We start from the raw sequence: 22509 nt of genomic DNA on the forward strand, positions 1-22509 counted from the left end.
ATGCAAAAGCCTGCGCCCGCTGGTGGCCCATGTGGAGAAAATCGCACGCCGCAGCACGGCGATGCCTGCGGCTGCTGGCCCTCAATAGGCAGGCGGATCAGGTACATAGCCAGAGGGCGATGCCGGAAAGGGGCGGGGCGCCGGCTGCACGGCGGGCTGTGGCGCGCGGATGACGCCCTGGGCCACCAGGTTGGCATAGCTGTCGTAGCGTATGCGGATGATCTGCGCCGGGCTGCTGCTGGCGCTGTGGAACTCGGTGGTCCGTGTGGCGGAGCGCTCCAGCGCGCCATGGCCGGTGCCCAGGCGCGGTGCCACCGGCGTGGGCGCGGCGGCCGGCGCGCTGGCCTGGCGCGATTCTGCGGCGGCCGAGGCACTGAGGGCCGCAGATGCCGCAGGAGCGGCTGTGGGCGGCTGCACCGAGGCGCTGGGCATCGCAGGCGCTGCACTATCGGCGATGCTGGCTTCGGCAGCCGGTGCCGTGCTTTTTTGCGCGGCACTGTTGCGTGCGATCGGGGGCTGGGGCAGGGGGGCGCGCTCGCGGAACACCGCGACGCCGATCACGCCGATATCTCGCGGCCGGCCGGTGCGTGCGGCATAAGCGTCTTCGCTGTGCGAGAAATAGAAGGCCGCCACCTGCTGTTCGCTCTTGCGCCAGCCTGCAATGGCCCATTGCTGGCCGCTGCCCAGCACATAGCCATCGTCGGGCACGGCTGCGGCGGCCTGGCCGCTGATGGCGTTGATGCCATCAATGCTGAGCACGGCCAGGATGCGGCCCCGGCTGCGGTTGTTGATATCGACCGCATAGCTGCTGCCCGGCTGGCCCGCCACCCAGTATTCGCCCTGGTGGTAGTACAGCGGCAGGCGCTGGCCGCTGCTGCGGTCAATGATCTGCACATCGGCCAGCTGGCTGGCCTGTGCGGGCAGGCTGCCCAGCAGGATGCTGGCAAGCAGGGCCCATGCGGCCAGTGCGTGGAGGGTACGGGGCTTGCGTGCGCGGCACGAAGCAGGGGCGGGGGGGAGGATGGTGTGCATGGCAGGGCGCTGCAGAAGTGGTGGTCTGCCCTGAATCGCGCTGCCCGCCCGCAAGGGGTTAAAAGGCCCCGCCCGCAATCGTATTTATTTGTAAGTCGCCTTGGCAGGTGCTTTCGCAGGCGCTCCCACGGCGCCTGCGCTGCAACCGCGCTTACTTCTGCGTGACCAGCGAGCAGGTGCTCTTGGACAGCGGCTGGAAGGCCTGTTCGCCCGGGATGGTGTCGAGGATCTTGTAGTAGTCCCAGGGGCCCTTGGATTCCTTGGGGGTCTTCATCTGCACCAGGAACATGTCATGCACCATGCGGCCATCCTCGCGCACATAGCCGTTTTGCGAGAACATGTCGTTGATCTTCATGGTCTTGAGCTGCTTGGTCACGGCCAGGCCGTCGTCGGTGCCCGCCGCCTCGATGGCCTTGAGGTACTGGGTGACGGCCGAGTAGACACTGGCCTGGTTCATCGAGGGCATCTTCTTCATGCGGGCCTGGTATTTTTTGGCCCATTCGCGCGAGGCATCGTTGCGGTCCCAGTAGAAAGCGGTCGCAAAGGTCAGGCCCTGGCCCAGCTCCAGCCCCATCGCATGGGCATCGTTGATGTAGATCAGCTGGGGCACAAAGGTGAGGTTCTTGGTCATGCCAAACTCACGCGCCGTCTTGATGGAGTTGACGGTGTCCTGCGTGGCATTGGCCAGCGCGATCACCTGCGCCTTGCTGGCCTGGGCCTGCATCATGAAGGACGAGAAATCGCTGGCATTGAAGGGGTGGTAGACGGTGCCCAGCACCTTGCCGCCTCCTTCCTTGACGAAGTCGGTGACCGTGGCTGCCGTCACCTTGCCGTAGGCGTAATCGACGGCCACGATGTACCAGTCCTTCTTACCCTGGGCCAGGATACTTTGCACCGCCGACTTGCCCAGCGAGTACGAATCGACCGTGTAGTGGATCGAGGTGGGGCCGCAGAATTCATTGGTCAGCCCGGTGGACAGTGCGCCCGTGCTGATGGCGACCTTGCCGCGCTCCTTGGCCATCGTGAACACCGCGCCGGCGATGGCCGAGTTGTTGATGTCGACGATCATGTCCACACCTTCGGCATCCCACCACTGGCGTGCCTTGGTGCCGCCGATATCGGCCTTGTTCTGGTGGTCGGCAAAGACCACTTCCACCGGCTTGCCAAGTACCTTGGCGCCAAAGTCTTCGACCGCCATCTTGGCCGCCTCGACCGAGCCTTTGCCGCCCGAGTCTGCGTACTGGCCCGACATGTCGCTGAGCACGCCGATCCTGACCTTGTCATCGGAGATGCCGGCGGCCTGGACGGCCAAGGTGGCGCATGCCAGCAAGCTGGCAGCAGCGGTGGATGTGCGAAGGGTCATGCTTGTCTCCTGTCTGTTTTTTGTCGTCGTTGGCAGTGCCCGGCTTTGCTGCAGCGCGGCCCAAGCCTGTGCAGGCATTATCAAAAGCGATGTCGCGGGCGATCACGGTGCTTCCCCTAAGGCGCTGGGCAAACCAGTCCCATCTGCGACAAAATGCAAGAATGCTGGCTGCAGCCTGCTGCTGTCTCAGTCATTCGGCTTGAAAGGCCCCGATGGATTCCTCGCACCCCAACCCTGCCCCTTTTGAACCCATGCCACTCAACGCGATGAAGCTGCTGGTCTTGCTGGTGCTGGTGCTCAGCACCTTTGGCGGCCTGTACTGGGCGCCCGAGATCGATGCGATCTGGGGCAATGGCACGGCCTACCTCTATGGGGCATCGGTGCTGCCGGTGCTGTATGTGCTGCTGGTTGCCGGCTACGCCTTGTACATGCACCGCCATCCGGATAAAGACGTGCAGGTTGCCCGCAGTCACCATGGCACGAAACCATAAGTTCTTTGTGCTGTACCTGCTGGGCCTGGGCTGCTTCATCGGCCTGGTGGCCTGGGCCGAGCGCGCCGGTCTGTCGCGCCAGTGGATCGGCCCGCTCTTTCTGTTTGTGCCGGTGATGATGTATGCGGCCATTGGCGTCTGGGGGCGCACGGCCGATTCGGAGGAGTACTACGTCGCGGGGCGCCGCATTCCGCCGCTCTACAACGGCATGGCCACTGCGGCCGACTGGATGAGCGCGGCGTCCTTTTTATCGCTGTCGGGCGCGCTGTATTTGCAGGGCTTTGCCGGCACCAGCCAGCAAGCCGGGGGGTTGGCCTACCTGCTGGGCTGGAGCGGCGGCTTTGTGCTGGTGGCGCTGCTGATTGCGCCGCAGCTGCGTGCGCTCAATCTCTACACCTTGCCCGATTTTTTCCAGCTGCGTTATGGCGGGCGCTGGCCGCGCGTGATTGCCGCTGTCGCTGCGGTGATGTGCTCGTTTTCCTATGTGGTGGCGCAGATCTATGCGGTGGGCCTGATCGCCTCGCGGCTGACCGGCGTGCAGTTCGAGATCGGCATCATGCTGGGGCTGGGCGGCGTGCTGGTCTGCTCCTTTCTGGGCGGCATGCGTGCCATCACCTGGACCCAGGTCGCGCAGTATGTGATGATCCTGCTGGCCTTTCTGATTCCGGTCTCCTGGCTGGCCTACCAGCGCCTGGGCAGCCCGGTCGCCGCCGTGGCCTACACCCAGGATCTGAGCAAGATCGCCGAGTACGAGAAGGGGCTGCTGAGCGATTCGGCCGAGCGCGATGTGGAGCTGGTGTTTTTGCAAAAGGGCATGCTGTATGAATCGCGGCTGCGCAATATTCCCGCCGCACTGGAGGCCGAGCGCACGCGCCTGCAGGAGAAGGTGCAGCAGCTGCGCATCAGCAATGCCGATCTGAACCAGGTGCTGGCCGCCGGGCGCGAGCTGGCGGCGCTGCCGCAGGACGAGACCAGCGCGCGCGAGCTGTGGACGGCGGCGATGCGCGAGAACTATGCCCGCGCCCAGCCGCTGGGCGGCATGCCGCAGCACACCTTGCCCTATGCGCCGATGCTGGGCTCGGAGCAAAGCGCGCAGGAGCAAGAGAGCCTGTCGCGGCGCAACTTCATGGCGCTGATGTTCTGCCTGATGCTGGGCACCGCCGGCCTGCCGCATTTGCTCACCCGCTACTACACCTTGCCCAGCCCGGCTGCCGCGCGCAGCTCGGTGGTCTGGACCTTGTTCTTTGTGGTGCTGCTCTACACCAGTGCGCCCGCGCTCGCCGCCCTGGTCAAGCTGGAGGTGATGCAAGGCCTGGTGGGCAGCCATTTCGATGCGCTGCCGGCCTGGATTGCGCAGTGGACACGCATGGACAACGCCTTGCTGTCGATCGAGGATGTGAACGGCGACGGCATTGTGCAGTGGGGCGAGATCCATCTGGGCGCCGACCTGATCATGCTGGCCACGCCCGAGCTGGGCGGCCTGCCATTTGTGGTCTCGGGCCTGGTGGCGGCCGGCGGGCTGGCCGCTGCGCTATCGACAGCCGATGGTCTGCTGTTGACCATCAGCAATGCGCTGGTGCGCGATCTCTACCTGGTCGAGCGGGGCAAGTCGGTCACGCCGCAGCAGCGCGTGATTCTGTCCAAGTTCACCTTGCTGCTGGTGGCGCTTGCGGCCGCGGCCGTCGCCTCGGTGCGCAGCTCGGGCATTTTGGTGTTGGTGTCGGCCTCGTTCTCGATCGCTGCTGCGGCCTTTGTGCCGGCCATGCTGCTGGGCCTGTACTGGCGCGGCGCTACGCGGCGGGGCGCTGTCTGCGGCATGGCTGCGGGCCTGGGCATCACCTTGTACTACATGGTCGTCAACATGCCGATCAACAGCCTGGCGCCCGGGGCGCAGGCCTCGGCCCATCTGTGGTGGGGCATCCAGCCCACGTTGGCCGCGGTGTTTGGCGTGCCATTGGGCGTGTTCGTGACCTGGGCGGTGAGCTGCTGCACCAGCCAGTCCGAGCCCCTCGCCAAATAGCCTCCACCAGGCGGGCCCGGATATGAAAAAACTGCACAGGCTGGGCGCCATGTGCAGTTTTTGGGAAGGTGTGGATCACAGGCCAGGGGGCCTGCGTCGCTTAGACCTTCAGCAGTTCCACATCGAACTTGAGCGTGGCGTTGGGAGGAATCACGCCGCCTGCGCCGCGTGCACCATAGCCCAGTTCAGCGGGGATGATCAGCGTGCGCTTGCCGCCCACCTTCATGCCCTGCACGCCTTCGTCCCAGCCCTTGATGACCATGCCGGCGCCCAGGGGGAACACGAAGGGGTCATTGCGGTCCTTGCTGGAGTCGAACTTGGCGCCTTGCTCGCCATTGTTGAAGAGCCAGCCGGTGTAGTGCACGGTGACTTGTTGGCCCTTGGCCGCTTCGGCGCCGGTGCCAACTTCCGTGTCTTCGTACTGCAGGCCGGAGGGGGTGGTGACGGTGGTCATGTAAATCCTTTGTGAGTGCTTTGCTACCAGCAGCGATCATACCCGCCTGCCAAACACAGAGCCCGCACAAGGCGGGCTCCAGGGGGCAAAAAAGGGCTTCGGCGGGCGGGAATTTACTTCTTGGTCTGCGCCGCCACCCAGCGCGTGGCAAAGGCCTGCACGTCGGACAGGCGCTTGAGCAGGTCTTGCCCGGAGGGGGTGACCGTGTAGCCATCGCTGTTGTGGTCGAGAAAGCCGGCCTCGCGCAGCTCCTTGATGCGGGTGTTGAGCGTGTTGGGCGTGATGCCGCCCACGCTGTCTTGCAGCAAGCGGAAGGTCTGGGGATGTCCGTCCCGCAATGCCCAGAGCACACGCAAAGCGTAGCGGCACTCCAACCGCTCGAAGAGCTGGTTGATGGCGGTGTTTTCCTTGGCGCTCATGTAAGGGTCTCCTTGCGCTGTGTTGAGGAGCGAGGCCCAGGCCTTCGCATGCAAATCCACTGAGAGGGTGCGATCGGCGTCGCGGCAACATCTGCTACAAGTTTAATAGCTCTTCAGCCAAGATGTATAGGCGCAGCTGACGATTGGACCCAGGCGGCGGCGGAAGTGTTGTTCAATTGCTACGGTTTTTGAGTGTGCAAAGGCCGTCCGCAAGGCGCTGCAGCGCCGAAGTGGCACCGGTGCGCCGCCGGGCCAGCGCCCGGTTTTGCCGCTGTCTGGCACCCGTCTGGTGCCTGTTTGGTACCTGTCTGGAACTTGTCAGAGGGTGCTGTAGCGCACCACACGCGGGCCCCGGCACAGGCCAAACAGGCGCATACCGGCCTGGTTGGCCACCTGGATGGCGAGCGTGGTGGGCGCGGAGATGGTGGCCAGCACCGGCAGGCCCATGCGGGCGCATTTGCGCACCAGTTCGTAGCTGGCGCGGCTGGTCATCACCACCAAGCCGGGCTGGCCCAGCATCTGCTGGTGCGCCATATGGCCCAGCAGCTTGTCCAGCGCATTGTGGCGGCCTACGTCCTCCAGGGCGACCTGCAATTGCCCGGCCGGCGTGGCCCAGCCAGCGGCATGGACGGCGCCGGCCTGCTGGTTGAGCAGCTGCAGCTGGGGCAGCTGAGAAAACGCCGTCTGCAAGGCCGCCAGGTCCAGGTGCTGGGCCCAGTCGGGCAGCTGCGGCAGGGGCTCGGGCACCAGATCGAGGGCGTCCATCGAATCGATGCCGCAGATGCCGCAGCCAGTGCGGCCGGTGAGGGCGCGGCGCCGCTCCTTGAGGCGCACAAAGCAGCGGCTGGCGATCTGCATCTCCACGCTGATGCCCGGTGCTTCCGGGTCCGTGCCGCAGGGCGCCAGCGACTGCACCTCGATGCCATAGCAGTCGGCTGCCTGGTCGATGATGCCCTCGGACAGCGCAAAGCCCAGCGCAAACACCTCCAGGTCCTGCGGGCTGCACATCATCACCGCATGCGAGATGCCATTGAACACCAGCGCCACCGGCACTTCGGCCGCAACCGCATCCAGCCGCAAAAGCGCGCCCTCAGGCGTGATCACGGTGGCGGGCAGGGGCTGGACGGCGCGGGGCAGATCGGAAGGCATGGCGCTGATTGTGACGCAAAGCGAATGACGGCGTCTGCGCCGTGGGCAGTCTGCGCCCAAAAACAAACCCCGCCGAGTGAACTGCACCCCAAAAGTTGGACATCCATCCAACCTTTGGGGTGTTTTTCATGGCGAAGTACGACGAGAGTTACAAGCTGGAAGTTGTCCAGGGCTACGTGCAGGGGCAGCATGGGTTCAGAGCACTGGCCCATGCTCACGGTCTCGACCAAGCGACAGTGCGACGTTGGGTAAAGAGCTACCAGCAGCATGGCCTATCAGGGTTGCGCAAGAAGTTCAGTCGCTACAGCGCTGACTTCAAACTGGCAGTGTTGCAGCGGATGTGGCGAGATGATCTGTCTGCACGAGAGACGATTACCTTGTTTGATATCCGGGGTGGCACGGGTGTCATCAGCGCCTGGGAGCTGCAATATCATGACGGTGGGCCGCAAGCACTTGCACCCCGGCCAAGAGGACGCTCCAAGAAGATGCCAAACCCACCCACAGCCAAGCCCGCACAGGCACAAGCAGTTATGTCTGCGGACGACACGCGTTCGCACGCAGATTTGCTCAAAGAGGTGAAGTACCTGCGCGCGGAGGTGGCGTACCTAAAAAAATTGGAGGCCTTGGTTCAGGCGAAAAAACAAGCTGCGCAGAAAAAGCGCGGATAGTGCTTGAGCTAAGGCCAGATCACGACCTCAAGGACTTGCTGCGGGCAGGTAAGCTGGCGCGCAGCACCTTCTATTACCAGGCTCAAGTGCACAGGAGAGGCGACAAATACGCTGAGCTCAAGGCTCAGATCCGATCTGTCTACGAGCTTCACAAAGGACGCTATGGCTATCGGCGCATTGCGCTTGAACTCAAGCGCAATGGCTGTCATGTGAACCACAAGAGCGTGCAGCGCCTGATGCAGGTAATGGGGATGAAGTCCCTGGTTCGGCCCAAGAAATATCGCTCCTATCGCGCCGGGCAGCACGCGGGCGTGGCCAATGTGTTGCAGCGCCAGTTCATGGCCGAGCAGCCTAACCAGAAATGGGTGACGGACGTGACAGAGTTCAACGTCTTGGGTAAAAAGCTATACCTGTCGCCTGTCATGGATCTATTCAACGGCGAGGTGGTGAGCTATCAGATGAATACGCAACCGCGCTTGAAGATGGTGGGTGACATGTTGCGCAAGGCGCTAGGCAAGCTGGGCAGGGAGGAAAAACCATTGCTGCATTCCGACCAGGGCTGGCAGTACCAAAGTCGTGCCTATCGCCGCTTGCTGGCCGATCATGGCCTGGTGCAAAGCATGTCACGTCGGGGCAATTGCTTGGATAACGCAGCGATGGAGAGCTTCTTCGGAACCTTGAAGTCCGAGTTCTTCCACCTCAACAAGTTCAGCAGTGTGGCGCAGCTTCAAGAAGGTCTTCACCACTACATCCATTACTACAATCACCAACGCATCAAGCTAAAACTAAAAGGCCTGAGTCCAGTGCAATACCGGATTCAGGCCTTCAGTCCCTAGCTTCCAACTGTCCAACTTCTTGGGGTCAGTTCAGAGGCGGGGTTGGGTGGGAAGATCCGGATCTTGCGATCCGCAGGTCTTGCAGGGCTGGGCAAGCGCTTAGATGAAGCTGCGCAGCTTGTCCGAGCGGCTGGGGTGCTTGAGCTTGCGCAGCGCCTTGGCTTCGATCTGGCGGATGCGCTCACGCGTCACGTCAAATTGCTTGCCCACTTCTTCCAAGGTGTGGTCGGTGGACATCTCGATACCGAAGCGCATGCGCAGCACCTTGGCTTCGCGCGGGGTCAGGCCATCGAGGATGTCCTTGACCACATCGCGCAGACCGGCCTGCATCGCTGCATCGACCGGCGCCGTGTTGGCGCTGTCTTCGATGAAGTCACCCAGGTGGCTGTCGTCATCATCACCGATCGGCGTTTCCATCGAGATCGGCTCTTTGGCGATCTTCATGATCTTGCGGATCTTGTCTTCCGGGATCTCCATCTTCTCGGCCAGGATGGAGGCATCGGGCTCAAAGCCGAACTCCTGCAAGTGCTGGCGGCTGATGCGGTTCATCTTGTTGATCGTCTCGATCATGTGCACCGGAATACGGATGGTACGGGCCTGGTCCGCAATCGAGCGCGTGATCGCCTGGCGAATCCACCAGGTCGCATAGGTCGAGAACTTGTAGCCGCGGCGGTATTCAAACTTGTCCACGGCCTTCATCAAGCCGATGTTGCCTTCCTGGATCAGATCCAGGAACTGCAGACCCCGGTTGGTGTACTTCTTGGCAATCGAGATCACCAGGCGCAAGTTCGCCTCGATCATTTCCTTCTTGGCATTGCGCGATGCGCGCTCGCCGTCGTTCATGCGCTTGTTGATGAGCTTGAGCTCATCGAGCGGCACAACGACGCGGGCTTGCAGATCGATCAGGTTCTGCTGCAGCTCTTGCACCGGCGGGATATTGCGGCCCATGATGGCGCTCCAGCTGTTGCCCGCTTGCGCTTCCTTCTCGATCCATTGCAGGTTGAGCAGGTTGGCAGGGAACAGCTGGATGAACTTCTCCTGGGGCAGACCGCACTTCTCGACAATGATCTTGCGCAGGGCACGCTCTTTCTGGCGCACGCTGTCGACCTGCTCGCGCAGCATGTCGCAGAGCTTTTCAATGGTCTTGGCTGTAAAGCGGATGGTCATCAGCTCGGCCGACAGCTGGTCCTGCACCTTGGTGTACTGGGACGAGCCGTAGCCGCTCTTGTCATAGGCCGCGTGCAGTTGCTCGAACAGCGACTGCAGCTTGGCAAAGCGCGACAGCGCCTCGTTCTTGAGCTCTTCGAGCTTCTTGGTCAGCGCCTTGGAGCCGCCCTTGCCGTCGTCGTCGTCCTCTTCGTCGTATTCGTCGAAGTCTTCTTCGGCCACGTAGTCGTCGTTTTCGTCGGCGTCGGAGAAGCCGTCCACCACGGTGGAGATGACCACCTTGCCTTCGCGGATCTCTTCGCCCATTGCCAGAATCTCGGCAATGGTCGCGGGCGATGCGCTGATGGCCAGCATCATGTCCTGCAGGCCGCCTTCGATGCGCTTGGCGATTTCAATTTCGCCTTCGCGCGTCAACAGCTCGACCGTGCCCATTTCACGCATGTACATGCGAACCGGGTCGGTCGTGCGGCCGAATTCGGAATCGACCGTCGACAAAGCCGCTTCGGCTTCTTCTTCGGCTTCTTCTTCGGTGGTGGCCGATTGACCGGTGTTGTTCAGCAGCAGGGTCTCTGCGTCGGGCGTCTGTTCGTAGACGGCCACGCCCATGTCGTTCAACATGGAGATCACCACTTCCAGCGTCTCGGCATCGACCAGCTTGTCGGGCAAGTGGTCGGAGATTTCGGCGTTGGTCAGGTAGCCGCGCGTCTTGCCCAGCTTGATCAGCGCTTTGAGGCGCTGGCGGCGGGTGGACATTTCCTCTTCGGTCAGCACGGCTTCGTCGAGGCCGAACTCCTTCATCAAGGCGCGTTCCTTGGCCTTGGAGACCTTCATGCGCAGCGGCTTGACCTTTTCGGTCGGCGCGTCTGGCGATGCGGAGACCTCTACGACCTCTTCGCTGTCGCCCGCGATGTCCTCTTCGATGTCCGAGAAATCGGTATCGTCGATATCTTCATCGCCCTTGTCCTTGGCTTTGGCCTTGGTGGTCTTGGCGGCGGTCTTGCGCGGCGCCTTGGGCTTGTCGTCTTCGGCCTTGGCGGTCTTGGCCTTGGTCGCAGTCTTGGTGGCGGCCTTGGCCTTCACCGGGGTATCTTCTTCGGCGGCTTCGCTTTTCTTGGCGGCACGCTTTTTGGGGGCGCCTGCATTGAGCAGGGCATCGGCTGCCTTGAGCAGTTCGGCCTGGGACAGGCGTTGTTTTTCGGACACGGAGCTAACCTTCTTCGTCGCTGCCTTGGCTGGGGTGGGCGCAGCACTGGCTTTTACGGTTTTGCCTGCTGCAGCAGTCGCGCGTTTGGCCGCCGGTTGGGCGGCAGGGCTGGCTGCTGTAGCTTTGGCACTTTTGGCCGCGCTGGTGGTAGTGGACGACTTGACGGACGACTTCGCGGACTTTGTAGCTGGCATGGACACCCTCAGAGCAAAGAGAACACACAAAGAAAACTGGCAAGCGCCATCACCGGCGCATTGAAACTGCAGCGGTAAAACGCAACAAAATGTGGCGAATAACGCGGCTGCACGAGGCGCTAAGCCTCAAGGCAAGATGTGGGGGCGAACATTTGGAATGCAGTCCTTGCGGTATTTTGGGCACTTGCGCTGGTGGCAAATCGCATGATTCTTCATACGGGCCCGGTCCGGAGGTGCTGCTGTCGCTCTTGCCGATGTGTCAAATATTATACCTTTTTGGCCAATGTCAAGGGCCTGTACGGCAATCGGGGCAAATATTTTTATATGCCCCCTGGCAATTTGGAGCCGCGCCTATTTATTGACCTGGCGCTTGAGCAGGCCGATGCGGTGGAAATTGCTCTGGTAGCGGCGCAGCGCCTGCGGATCGGAGGCCTGGGTAACCAGCTGGCGGTTTTGCTCCTCGAGCTGGTCGAGCACGATGCGGCTGAGGGAGTCGCGCAGCTCGGCGCGGATCTCATCGAGCGGGCCATCAATCTGGGCATGCTGGCCCCGCATCAGCGCGGTGGCAAAGGCCTCGACCGCATGGCCTCGCAGGTGCTCGCGCAGCACGGCCCAGGACTGGGCGCCGTGGCTGAGGAACTGCTGCTCGACCCAGGCGAACAGCGGCCCATGGGGGGCGGGCAGCTGGGCAAGGGTGGCGGCGTCTTCGGGCGAGAAATTCTCCAAAAATGCCATGTGCGACAGCAGCAGGCGCGCGGCCTGGTCTTCGCGGGTCACCGCTACGCTGGGCATTGGCGGTTGCGGCTCGGGGCGGGGCTGCCAGCCGCCTTTGCGGCCCCCCTGGCCGGGGCGCCACTCGCCACTTCGCTTGGTGTAGCCGTTGCCGCTGCCATGGGCGCCGCGCGGCTCGCCAAAGCTGTCGTTGCGCTGGCCGGGGTAGCGGTCCATGGCCGTGTCGCTGCCCCAGGGCGGCGCATCGCCATAGGCGGGCATGCTGTCAGCGCCCACCGGCGGGGCATCCCAGGAGGGCGCGTGGCGCGGGCCGCTGCTGGCCGCAGCCTGGCCAGCGCCGCTTTGGCGCGCCTGCTCTTGCGCAGTGGCCTTTTGCCACAGGCCTTCCAGCTCGGCGGCGGGCAACTGGGCCTTGTCGGCGATCTCACCGAGCAACTGGCGCTTGAGGGCGCCATCGGGCAGCAGGTTCCACAGCGGGCGGGCGTTGCTGGACATGCGGGCCCGGCCTTCGGCCTGGCCCAGGTCGCACAGCTCGCTGGCCGCTTCGAGCAAGAAGCGCGACAGCGGCGTGGCGTCATGCACATGGCGGGCAAAGGCGTCGGCGCCATATTCGCGCACAAAGCTGTCCGGGTCGTGCTCGGCGGGCAAGAAGAGAAACTTGATGCTACGGGTGTCGCTGGCATAGGCCAGCGCGCCATCGAGCGCCTTGCGGGCCGCGCGGCGGCCGGCGGCATCGCCGTCAAAGCTGAAGACGACGGTGTCGGTAAAGCGGAACAGCTTGTGCACATGGTCGGGCGTGCAGGCGGTGCCCAGGGTGGCCACCGCATTCGGAAAGCCGAGTTGGGCCAACGCCACGACATCCATATAGCCCTCGGTCACCAGCACATAGCCATGCTCGCGGATGGCGGTGCGGGCCTCAAACAGGCCATAGAGCTCGCGGCCCTTGTGGAAGACCGGGGTTTCGGGCGAGTTCAGGTATTTGGGCTTTTCATCGCCAAACACACGGCCGCCAAAGCCGATGCATTCGCCCTTGATATTGCGGATGGGGAACATCACCCGGTCGCGAAAGCGGTCGTAGCGCTTGCCTTCGCCGTCGTCCGATTCAATCACCAGGCCCGCTTCGACCAGCTTGGGATCGTCATAGGCGGGGAAGATACTCGCCAGGCTGCGCCAGCCCTCGGGCGCATAGCCCAGGCCAAAGCGCTTGGCGGTGACGCCGCTGACGCCCCGGCCTTTAAGGTAGGCAATAGCCTTGGGCGACTGCGACAGCTGCTTGCGGTAGGCGTCACCCGCTTTTTCGAGCAGGTCGGTGAGCGAGGCCTGCTTTTCGCGCGCCTGCGCCGCGCGCTCGCGCTGCTGAGGCGAGACATCGTCCTCGGGCACCGGCAGGCCCACGCTCTGGGCCAGGTCGGTCACCGCTTCGCGAAAGCCCATGCCGGTGTGATCCATCAGAAAACCGATGGCATTGCCGTTTTTGCCGCAGCCAAAGCAGTGGTAGAACTGCTTGGAGGGGCTGACGCTGAAGGAGGGCGATTTCTCGCCATGGAAGGGGCACAGCCCCATGAGGTTGGCGCCGCCTTTTTTCAGCTGCACATAGCGGCCGACCACATCGACAACGTCGACGCGGGAGAGCAGCTCCTGGATAAATGACTGGGGGATGGACACCCGGCTATTGTCGCGCATGCCGGGCTGCGCCGCCGCAGCGCCACCCCAATCTGCCCCCGGGTCAATGGCAAATCCCGGCTATCGGTCACGTGACAGCGTGCAATGTTCGTGTCAGCCGCTTGTGGCACAGTGTTTGCCGAGGAGACACGCACTGATGAACAGCATTTTTGACACCGGGCTCGAGCAAAACGGGGCCAACTACACCCCCATGACCCCGCTGGGCTTTATCGCCCGCAGCGCCGAGGTCTACCCCGAGCGCCTCGCCATCATCCATGGCGAGCTGCGCCAGACGTGGGCGCAGACCTATGCGCGCTGCCGCCAGCTGGCCAGCGCCTTGCAGCAGCATGGCATTGGCAAGAACGACACGGTGGCGGTGATGCTGCCCAACACGCCGCCGATGGTGGAGGCGCATTTTGGCGTGCCGATGGCAGGGGCCGTGCTCAACACCCTCAACACCCGGCTCGATCCGCAGACGATTGCCTTCATGCTCGAGCATGGCGAGGCCAAGGCGCTGATCGTGGACCCGGAATACGCCAGCGTCGTGGCCAAGGCCTTGGCGCTGCGCCAATCGCAGGCGCCCATCCTGCTGGTGGATGTGGAGGATGCGCTCTACGGCGAGGCCAGCGAGCGGCTGGGGAACCTCAGCTACGAGGCCTTGCTGGCCCAGGGCGATGCCGGTTTTGACTGGCAGCTGCCCGGCGATGAGTGGGACGCGATTGCGCTCAACTACACCAGCGGCACCACGGGCAACCCCAAGGGCGTTGTCTACCACCACCGGGGCGCGGCGGTGAATGCCATCAGCAATGTGCTGGAATGGGACATGCCCAAGTTTGCGGTCTACCTGTGGACCCTGCCGATGTTCCACTGCAATGGCTGGTGCTTTCCCTGGACGGTGGCGCTGCGCGCCGGCGTCAATGTCTGCCTGCGCCGGGTCGATGCACAGGCCATTTTTGCGGCGATCAAGCACCATGGCGTGAGCCATTACTGCGGCGCGCCGATTGTGCACAGCCTGCTGGTCAATGCGCCGGCGGCCTTGAAGGAAGGCGTGCCCGCTGGCGTCAAATGCATGGTGGCCGGTGCTGCGCCGCCTGCGGCCATGATCGAGGGCATGGAGCAGCTGGGCTTTGACCTGACCCATGTCTATGGGCTGACGGAGGTCTATGGCCCGGTGATGGTCTGCGCCCAGCAGCCCGACTGGCAGGGCATGGATGTGGGTGAGCGTGCCCGTCTCAACGCCCGCCAGGGCCTGCGCTACCACCTGCAGCGCGATGCCCAGGTGCGCGACCCGGAGACGCTGGCGCCGGTGCCGCAGGATGGCCAGACCATGGGCGAGATCATGCTGCGCGGCAATATCGCGATGAAGGGTTACCTGAAAAACCCCGAAGCCACGCAGGAGGCGTTTCGCGGTGGCTGGTTCCACACCGGTGACCTGGCGGTGCAGGACCCCGATGGCTATATCAAGATCAAGGACCGCAGCAAGGACATCATCATCTCGGGCGGCGAGAACATCTCGTCGATCGAGGTCGAGGATGTCCTCTACCGCCACCCCGCCGTGCTGGCTGCGGCCGTCGTGGCCAAGCCCGATGCGCGCTGGGGCGAGACGCCTTGCGCCTTTGTCGAGCTCAAGCCTGGCGCCCAGGTGAGCGCCGAGGACATCGTTGCCCACTGCAAAAAGCATTTGGCCGGCTTCAAGATCCCGCGTGCGGTGGTGTTTGGCGAGCTGCCCAAGACCAGCACCGGCAAGATCCAGAAGTTCGAGCTGCGCAAGCAGGCGGGGTCTGCAGACGCGATAGACAGCTGATCCGGCCTGAACACCCATGAAAAAACCCGCCGCAGCTTGCTGGGGCGAGTTGGGGTTCAGCGGATCAGGCCTGGCGCTTACTTGCCCCAGGAATCCTTCAAACCGGTGATCTTGTTGAACACCGGCTTGTCGCTGCGGTGGTCATGGCGGTCGGCCACAAAGTAGCCAAAGCGCTCGAACTGGAACTTGTCATCGGGCTGCGCAGCCTTGAGCGAGGGCTCGACATAGGCGGTCACGACCTTGAGGCTATCCGGGTTGAGCAGGGCCAGGAAGTCCTTGCCGCCGGCATCGGGCTGCGGATCGGTGAACAGGCGGTCATAGAGGCGCACTTCGGCTTGCACGCCATCGGCCACGCCCACCCAGGTGATGGCGGCCTTGACCTTGACGCTGTCCGCACCAGGGGTGCCGCTCTTGGTGTCGGGCACCACGGTGGCCAGCACCTTGGTGATCACGCCATCGGCATCCTTCTCGCAGCCGGTGCACTCGATCACATAGCCGCCCTTGAGGCGCACCTTGTTGCCGGGGAAGAGGCGCTTGTAGCCCTTGGGGGGCACTTCGGCAAAATCTTCGCGCTCGATCCAGACCTCGCGGCCCAGGCTGAAGTGGCGCTCAGGCGCGGCCTGGCCTTCTGCCGGGTGGGGCAGGGCGGGCAGGCTGCAGGCTTCGAGGTGCTCGGCACTGCCAAACACCTCGGCCCAGTTGCTCAGCTCCAGCTTGACCGGGTCCAGCACCACCATCGCACGGTGGGCCTGGTTCTCCAGGTCTTCGCGCAGGCAGCCGTCCAAGGTGGCGTAGTCGATCCAGGCGTAGTCCTTGGTGACACCAATGCGCTCGCAGAAATTGCGGATGGACGCGGGCGTGTAGCCACGGCGGCGCAGGCCGACGACGGTGGGCATGCGTGGGTCGTCCCAGCCGCTGACCAATTGGTTGTCCACCAGGTGCTTGAGCTTGCGCTTGCTGGTGATCACATAGGTCAGGTTCAGGCGCGAGAATTCGTACTGGCGCGGCTGGGGCGCATCGATCAGGCCGCCGCTGCGCAGGTGGTCCAGCAACCAGTCGTAGAAGGGGCGCTGGTCCTCGAACTCCAAGGTGCAGATCGAGTGGGTGATGTGCTCGTAGGCGTCCTCGATCGGGTGCGCAAAGGTGTACATCGGGTAGATGCACCATTGGTTGCCGGTATTGTGGTGCTCGGCATGGCGCACCCGGTAGATCGCAGGATCGCGCAGGTTGATATTGGGCGCCGTCATGTCGATCTTGGCGCGCAGCACGGCCGCGCCATCGGGCAGCTTGCCATCCTTCATGTCGGCAAAGCGCTCGAGGTTCTCGGCCACGCTGCGGTCGCGGAACGGGCTGTTGACGCCCGGGCGCGTGAAGTCGCCCCGGTTGGCGCGCATCTCGTCGGCCGACTGCTCGTCGACATAGGCCAGGCCTTGCTCGATCAGGTAGACCGCGCAACGGTACATGAAGTCGAAGTAGTTGCTGGCGTAGTAGAGGTTTTGCTCGCCGCTCGGGTCCTTCCAGTCAAAGCCCAGCCAGCGCACGGCATCGATGATGCCGTCCACATACTCCTGGTCTTCCTTTTCCGGGTTGGTGTCGTCAAAGCGCAGGTGGCAGACGCCGCCAAAGTCGCGTGCGAGACCAAAGTTCAGGCAGATCGACTTGGCGTGGCCCACGTGCAGGTAGCCGTTGGGCTCAGGCGGAAAGCGGGTGCGGATCTTGGCCTGGTCGATGGGGCCCTGCTGGTGGTGCTGGGCATCGCCAGGCGTACCACCCCAGTGGCGCTGGGCGTAGCTGCCTTTTTCGAGATCGGACTCGATGATTTGTCGCAGGAAATTGGTGGGTTTGACCACTTCGTCACTACCGTTGTGCGAAGCGCTCGGGGCAGGTGCATTCATAGTTGTGTATTCTAAGGGAGTACCCTGATGGCTGGAACGTATTGCGGTTTCTGGGGCTCTGACCCGAACTTGGGCATGCCATTTACGCTTTGCAACAGGATATCTTGTCTTGAAACCATAATTTGCAGAGCCTTTGGTATCTTTCTGCCTGCTTGCCGCGTTGAAAGTTCAATGACATTTTTCAGGGATTCTCGCAAGGAGATCAATATGCGCAATTCGATGCTGAAACAAGGCTCTCGCTGGGCCGCCGCTGCGGTGCTGACTGGCTTGGCGCTGATGAGCGCTGGCGCCCATGCCAGCCGGGTGTCCTGGTCGGTGGGTATCAACGTGCCCGCACCGGTGTACGTGGCCCCCGCGCCGGTGTACGCACCCCAGCCCGTCTATGTGGCGCCTCCCCCTGTGTATGCACCCCAGCCGGTCTATGTGGCGCCGCCACCCCCTGCCGTGGTCTACCGCCCCGCACCCGTGTACCGCCCAGCGCCCGTGTACTACGGCCCACCTCCCGGCCGCTACTACCGCCACCATCGCCACGACCGCGATTACTACCGCTATTGAGCTGCATGGCAGCTTGCGCAACCGATGCCCTGGCCCGCCAGGGCTTTTTTATGGGTGCTTGCCGGGGGGCCCAACCGCCCAGCTGTCGCTTGGGCTGTGCGCTGGGGCGCCGAATGCTCGGATAATCCACAGCTGTTGTCCGTTGTGGAAGCTGAGATGAAAACTGTTTTTGTACTGAACGGCCCGAACCTGAACCTGCTGGGCCTGCGCGAGCCCACCATCTATGGTGCCCACACCTTGGCCGATGTCGAGCAGCTGTGTGCCCAGGCGGCCGCCCGCAACCAGCTGGCGCTGCGTTTTCACCAGAGCAACCATGAAGGCGCGTTGATCGACTGGCTGCACGAGGCGGGCCAGCTGCAGCGCGAGGGCCAACTGGCCGGCGTGGTGCTCAATGCCGCGGCCTACACCCACACCAGCGTGGCCTTGATGGATGCGATCAAGGGCGCGGCGCTGCCGGTGATCGAGCTGCATATCAGCAACGTCCATGCCCGCGAGGCCTTCCGCCACCATTCCTATATTGCGCCGGTGGCCAAGGCGGTCATCTGCGGCCTGGGGGTGCAGGGCTACAGCATTGCGATCGATGCGGTGGCCCAGGTACTGCTCGGACAGACCGCGTGAGCGTTGCGATGTCGGATGTTCTGGACACCCGCACTGCGGGCTTGCTGCCGCTGCCGGCGCTCTACGAGACGCTGTTGGCCCAGGCGACACGGCGGACCACTGTTTTTGAAGGCCAGACTGTGGTCTGGCATAGCTGGGGCGAGCGCCGACCTGGCACGCTGCCCTTGGTGATGCTCCATGGCGGCAGCGGCAGCTGGACCCACTGGATCCGCAATATCGATGCGCTGCTCGCCCAAGGCTATGAACTCTGGCTGCCCGATCTGCCGGGCTTTGGCGACTCCGACCCGCCAGCGGTGGGTACCGACGCCGATGCGATGCTCGCGCCCTTGCATGCCGGCATGGCGCAGCTGGATCTGCTGCCTTGCCAGCTGATGGGTTTCTCCTTTGGCGGTATGACGGCGGCCATGCTGACCGCCGCCTACCCGCAGGCGGTCGAGCGCCTGGTGCTGGTGGGGGCCCCTGCCATGGGCGTGGTGCCGGAGAAGCAGTTCAGCTTGAAGGGCTGGCGCCATCTGAGCGACCCTGCCGAGCAGCTGGAGATGCACCGCTACAACCTGGGTGCGTTGATGCTCTGGGATGCCGCCAAGATCGACGACCAGGCCCTGGCCGTGCACCAGCACAATGTCGTGCGGGACCGCCTGCCGCGCCGGCGCCTGGCCAACACCGATATCCTGGCGCAGTCGTTGCCGCAGATCGCCTGCCCGGTCGCTGCGATCTATGGCGTCTATGACGCCCTGTACAAAAGCTATATGCCCGCGCTGGAGCACCAATACCGCGCGGTCACGCCCCATCTGCAGGCCTTTGTGCGGCTGCCCGACAGCGGCCATTGGGTGCAGTATGAGCAGCCCGAGGCCTTTATCGCCACGCTGCTGCCGCTGCTCTCTTCCTGATTGAACCACCTGGAACCGGCTGGCCGCGCAACGACGCGAGCGGCCCAAGCACTATGACCATCTCTACCTCCTCCTTTCGCCCCGTGATCGCCATCCATGGCGGCGCCGGCACCATCACCCGCGCCTCCATCACCCCCGCGCAGCATCAGGCCTACCGGGAGGCCTTGCGCGATGTGCTGCAAGGCGCGCAGCAAAAACTGGCCGCCGGTGCCCCTGCCGAAGCCGTGGCCGTGGAGGCCGTGCGCCTGCTCGAAGAATGCCCGCTGTTCAACGCCGGGCGCGGCGCCGTGTTCACGGCCGACGCCACGCATGAGATGGATGCCTGTGTGATGCGCGGGCGCGACCTGGCCTGCGGCTCGCTCGCCGGGGTCAGCACCGTGCGCAACCCGGTGCGTGCCGCCTTGGCGCTGATGGAGGCGGGCGGGCCCGTGTTCATGATTGGCGAAGCGGCCGAGCGCTTTGCCCAGGCCCAGGGCTGCGAGATGGTGGCGCGCGACTGGTTCTCGACCGAGCAGCGCCTGACCCAGCTGCGCACGGTGCAGGCCGCAGCGCTGGCCTCCGGCCGCGAGCAGGTGGCGCTGGACCACACCGCGCAAAGCCAGACCCAGACCCAGGCCGCGCCGCTCGATGAGCGCAAGAAGATGGGCACCGTCGGTGCGGTGGTGCTGGATGTGCATGGCCAGCTGGCTGCCGCCACCTCGACCGGTGGCCTGACCAACAAAAAGCCCGGGCGCGTCGGTGACTCGCCCGTGGTGGGCGCGGGCACCTATGCCAAGCATGGCGTGGTGGCTGTGTCCTGCACCGGCGTGGGCGAGGCCTTTATCCGGGGCTCGGCCGCCCACACGGTGGCCGCGCGCGTGGAGCTGCTGGGCGAGTCGGTGGCCCAGGCCACGGCCGAGGTCATCCACCGCGTGCTGCCACCGCTGGGCGGCGACGGCGGCCTGATTGCGGTGGGCGCCGATGGCGAAGTCTCGCTGTGCTTCAACTCCGAAGGCATGTACCGGGGCCAGATCGGCATCGATGGCGAGGCGCTCGTGGCCATTTATGCCAACGACGCCTTGGCTCCAGCGTGATCGTGCATCGCTGAGGCAGGGGGCCACCAACGGGCCCTGACCCGACCCCGGCGATGACGGGGTGGCTTGCCTGCAACGGGCAAGCCGCCGCACCACGATGGTGCGCGCCTCTGCGGCAATTGCGTAGGTGAAAACCATAGGCCGTTTTGCCTCCAAACCCGCCCCCCGGCTTTCTACAATTGCAAACACTGTCACCCAGGTGAATATCTATGCCTCAGTGTTCTTGCCAACACGGGGATTTTTCTCAAGGATTTGTCCCAACCCGGGTGCCTGTCCTGCTTTACGGCTTGTGCCTTCTTCGCGAAGCCCCGCACTGCCCCTTCTACCTATGTCCAACCCCAGTTCTACTCCCGTCCACGATGACCTGACGCCGCCCGTTTTGCAGGTGCGCGATCTGTCCGTGAGCTTCAAGACCGAGCAGGGGCGGGTGCAGGTGGTCAAAAACCTGAACCTCGATGTCTACGCCGGCCAGACCCTGGCAGTGGTGGGCGAGTCGGGCTCGGGCAAGTCGGTCACGTCGCTGGCGCTGATGCGGCTGGTGGAGACCGGCGGGGGCCAGATCGACAGCGGCTCGATGCTGCTGCGCGGCCGCCATGCCGGCACGATCGACCTGGCCAAGGCCACCTCCGCCCAGATGCGCCAGGTGCGCGGGGCCGATATGGCGATGGTGTTCCAGGAGCCGATGACCTCGCTCAACCCGGTGTTCACCGTGGGCGAGCAGATTGCCGAATCGATTCGCTTGCACCAGGGCAAGCCCAACAGCGCCGCGATGGCCGAGGCGCTGCGCATGATGGAGCTGGTGCGCATTCCCGAGGCCCGCAATGTGCTCACGCGCCACCCGCACCAGCTGTCTGGCGGCATGCGCCAGCGCGTGATGATCGCGATGGCGCTGTCCTGCAAGCCCTCGCTGCTGATTGCCGATGAACCGACGACGGCGCTGGATGTGACCATCCAGGCCCAGATTCTGGCGCTGGTGCAGGAGCTGCAGCGCGAGATGTCCATGGGGGTGATCTTCATCACCCACGATATGGGCGTGGTGGCCGAGGTGGCCGACCGCGTGTTGGTGATGTACCGCGGCGACAAGGTCGAAGAGCAGGACTGCGTGCAGCTGTTTGCCAACCCGCAGCAGACCTATACCCGCAACCTGCTGGCCGCCGTGCCGCAGCTGGGCGCCATGCGCGGCAAGGATTTGCCCGAGCGCTTCAGTCTGCTGGGCCAGAGCGCGCAGGCCGAGACCACTGCGCCCGAGACATCGACCGTGCAAGCCGGTGAGCCGGTGCTGCAGGTTAACAAGCTCGTCACGCGTTTTCCGATCAAGGAAGGCCTGTTTGGCGGCGTCAAGCGCCAGGTCTATGCGGTCGAGCAGGTGAGCCTGAGCCTGCAGCCGGGCGAGACCTTGGCGGTGGTGGGCGAATCCGGTTGCGGCAAATCCACCACGGGCCGCGCGCTGGCCCGTTTGATCGATTTCCAGTCCGGCGATGTGCAGGTGGCCGGGCGCGATATTGCCAAGCTGCAAGGCGCGCAGCTGCAGGCGCTGCGCCGTGATATCCAGTTCATTTTCCAGGACCCGTTTGCCTCGCTCGATCCGCGCCTGACCGTGGGCTACAGCATTCTGGAGCCCATGCTGATCCACAAGCTGCTGCCGCGCGAGCAGGCCGAGAAAAAGGTGGAGTGGCTGCTGGAGAAGGTCGGCCTGCCCCCGGTTGCCGCTAACCGCTACCCGCATGAATTCTCGGGCGGCCAGCGCCAGCGCATCGCCATTGCCCGCGCGCTGGCCCTGAACCCCAAGGTGGTGATTGCCGATGAAGCGGTCTCTGCGCTCGATGTGTCGATCCGCGCGCAGATCATCAACCTGATGATGGACCTGCAGCGGGAGTTTGGCATTGCCTTTTTGTTCATCTCGCACGATATGGCCGTGGTCGAGCGCGTCAGCCACCGCGTGGCCGTCATGTACCTGGGCCAGATCGTCGAGATCGGGCCGCGCCGCGCGGTGTTCGAGAACCCGCAGCACCCCTATACCAAGCGCCTGATGGCGGCCGTGCCGATTGCCGACCCCACGCAGCGCCGCCAGCACACCTTGAATGTGGCCGAGATCCCCAGCCCCGTGCGCGGGGTGGACGACCCGCCGCGCGTGCTGCCGATGCGCGAGGTGGGCCCGGGCCACTGGGTGGCCCAAGAGATGCCGCAGCCCGCGGTGCCCGCCGGCCAGGTGCAGGATCTGCAGCCGGCTTGAGCCCGCGCAGGATTGCCAAGCTGAGTAACGCCAAGAATGTAGTGGGTCTG

At 64.1% G+C, this 22509-nt stretch carries 17 protein-coding genes; 9 read left to right on the forward strand and 8 right to left on the reverse strand.

What is annotated here, in order from left to right; genetic code table 11:
• Positions 1 to 81: 81 nt before the first annotated feature.
• Positions 82 to 1032, reverse strand: coding sequence for a hypothetical protein (locus tag N4T19_RS00580; protein WP_260719174.1), 951 nt, complete (start codon positions 1030 to 1032; stop codon positions 82 to 84).
• Between the two features lie 151 nt (positions 1033 to 1183).
• Entirely contained in the window at positions 1184 to 2395 is a 1212-nt protein-coding gene (locus N4T19_RS00585) for an ABC transporter substrate-binding protein (RefSeq protein ID WP_027010617.1), read from the reverse strand.
• A gap of 212 nt (positions 2396 to 2607) precedes the next feature.
• Between N4T19_RS00585 and N4T19_RS00590 the strand changes: the two genes are divergently transcribed.
• Positions 2608 to 2886, forward strand: a complete 279-nt coding sequence (locus N4T19_RS00590; protein WP_260719175.1) for a hypothetical protein — start codon at positions 2608 to 2610, stop codon at positions 2884 to 2886.
• Positions 2870 to 4906, forward strand: a complete 2037-nt coding sequence (locus tag N4T19_RS00595; protein ID WP_260719176.1) for a VC_2705 family sodium/solute symporter — start codon at positions 2870 to 2872, stop codon at positions 4904 to 4906. The genes N4T19_RS00590 and N4T19_RS00595 overlap by 17 nt, the downstream gene beginning before the upstream one ends.
• Before the next feature lie 100 nt (positions 4907 to 5006).
• Here N4T19_RS00595 and N4T19_RS00600 read toward each other — a convergent pair whose 3' ends face one another.
• The 3 genes from N4T19_RS00600 to fdhD all read right to left on the reverse strand — a co-directional run bounded on the left by N4T19_RS00600 (position 5007) and on the right by fdhD (position 6928).
• Positions 5007 to 5360: an FKBP-type peptidyl-prolyl cis-trans isomerase gene (locus tag N4T19_RS00600; RefSeq protein ID WP_116925004.1), complete on the reverse strand. Its 354-nt coding sequence runs from the start codon at positions 5358 to 5360 to the stop codon at positions 5007 to 5009.
• A gap of 113 nt (positions 5361 to 5473) precedes the next feature.
• Complete coding sequence (locus N4T19_RS00605) at positions 5474 to 5779, reverse strand: winged helix-turn-helix transcriptional regulator (protein WP_027010615.1); 306 nt, start codon at positions 5777 to 5779, stop codon at positions 5474 to 5476.
• A gap of 318 nt (positions 5780 to 6097) precedes the next feature.
• Positions 6098 to 6928 carry a formate dehydrogenase accessory sulfurtransferase FdhD gene (gene fdhD, locus N4T19_RS00610; RefSeq protein WP_116925005.1) on the reverse strand — a complete coding sequence of 277 codons (831 nt, stop codon included), beginning with the start codon at positions 6926 to 6928 and terminating at the stop codon, positions 6098 to 6100.
• A 128-nt stretch (positions 6929 to 7056) separates the two neighbouring features.
• Between fdhD and N4T19_RS00615 the strand changes: the two genes are divergently transcribed.
• Positions 7057 to 8432, forward strand: a protein-coding gene (locus N4T19_RS00615; RefSeq protein ID WP_260718296.1) for an IS3 family transposase whose coding sequence is annotated in 2 segments (ribosomal slippage) — positions 7057 to 7546 and positions 7546 to 8432 — 1377 coding nt in all. Because the reading frame shifts where the segments join, the coding sequence is not laid out codon by codon here.
• A gap of 99 nt (positions 8433 to 8531) precedes the next feature.
• Here the strand turns inward: N4T19_RS00615 and rpoD are convergent.
• Together rpoD and dnaG are read right to left on the reverse strand one after the other, a co-directional pair.
• Entirely contained in the window at positions 8532 to 10997 is a 2466-nt protein-coding gene (gene rpoD / locus N4T19_RS00620; protein WP_116925006.1) for an RNA polymerase sigma factor RpoD, read from the reverse strand.
• A 351-nt stretch (positions 10998 to 11348) separates the two neighbouring features.
• Positions 11349 to 13412 (reverse strand): DNA primase, encoded by a 2064-nt coding sequence (gene dnaG, locus N4T19_RS00625; RefSeq protein ID WP_232539571.1) that lies wholly within the window; start codon positions 13410 to 13412, stop codon positions 11349 to 11351.
• 136 nt (positions 13413 to 13548) lie between these two features.
• Between dnaG and N4T19_RS00630 the strand changes: the two genes are divergently transcribed.
• Positions 13549 to 15195, forward strand: a complete 1647-nt coding sequence (locus N4T19_RS00630; protein WP_260719177.1) for an acyl-CoA synthetase — start codon at positions 13549 to 13551, stop codon at positions 15193 to 15195.
• A gap of 77 nt (positions 15196 to 15272) precedes the next feature.
• Here N4T19_RS00630 and N4T19_RS00635 read toward each other — a convergent pair whose 3' ends face one another.
• Positions 15273 to 17090, reverse strand: coding sequence for a glutamine--tRNA ligase/YqeY domain fusion protein (locus N4T19_RS00635; protein ID WP_260719178.1), 1818 nt, complete (start codon positions 17088 to 17090; stop codon positions 15273 to 15275).
• Between the two features lie 207 nt (positions 17091 to 17297).
• Here N4T19_RS00635 and N4T19_RS00640 point away from each other — a divergent pair, with 207 nt between their 5' ends.
• From N4T19_RS00640 to N4T19_RS00660, 5 genes are all read left to right on the forward strand, one after another.
• Entirely contained in the window at positions 17298 to 17645 is a 348-nt protein-coding gene (locus N4T19_RS00640) for a hypothetical protein (protein ID WP_027010469.1), read from the forward strand.
• Positions 17646 to 17801: 156 nt separating this feature from the next.
• Complete coding sequence (aroQ, locus tag N4T19_RS00645; protein ID WP_260719179.1) at positions 17802 to 18263, forward strand: type II 3-dehydroquinate dehydratase; 462 nt, start codon at positions 17802 to 17804, stop codon at positions 18261 to 18263.
• A gap of 8 nt (positions 18264 to 18271) precedes the next feature.
• Positions 18272 to 19153 carry an alpha/beta fold hydrolase gene (locus N4T19_RS00650; RefSeq protein ID WP_260719180.1) on the forward strand — a complete coding sequence of 294 codons (882 nt, stop codon included), beginning with the start codon at positions 18272 to 18274 and terminating at the stop codon, positions 19151 to 19153.
• Positions 19154 to 19206: 53 nt separating this feature from the next.
• Positions 19207 to 20226, forward strand: coding sequence for an isoaspartyl peptidase/L-asparaginase family protein (locus N4T19_RS00655; RefSeq protein ID WP_116925012.1), 1020 nt, complete (start codon positions 19207 to 19209; stop codon positions 20224 to 20226).
• 328 nt (positions 20227 to 20554) lie between these two features.
• Positions 20555 to 22459: a dipeptide ABC transporter ATP-binding protein gene (locus N4T19_RS00660; protein WP_260719181.1), complete on the forward strand. Its 1905-nt coding sequence runs from the start codon at positions 20555 to 20557 to the stop codon at positions 22457 to 22459.
• The last annotated feature ends 50 nt before the right edge of the window (positions 22460 to 22509 follow it).

The sequence above is a fragment of the Comamonas squillarum genome, from assembly GCF_025309455.1.
Lineage (GTDB): Bacteria > Pseudomonadota > Gammaproteobacteria > Burkholderiales > Burkholderiaceae_C > Comamonas > Comamonas squillarum.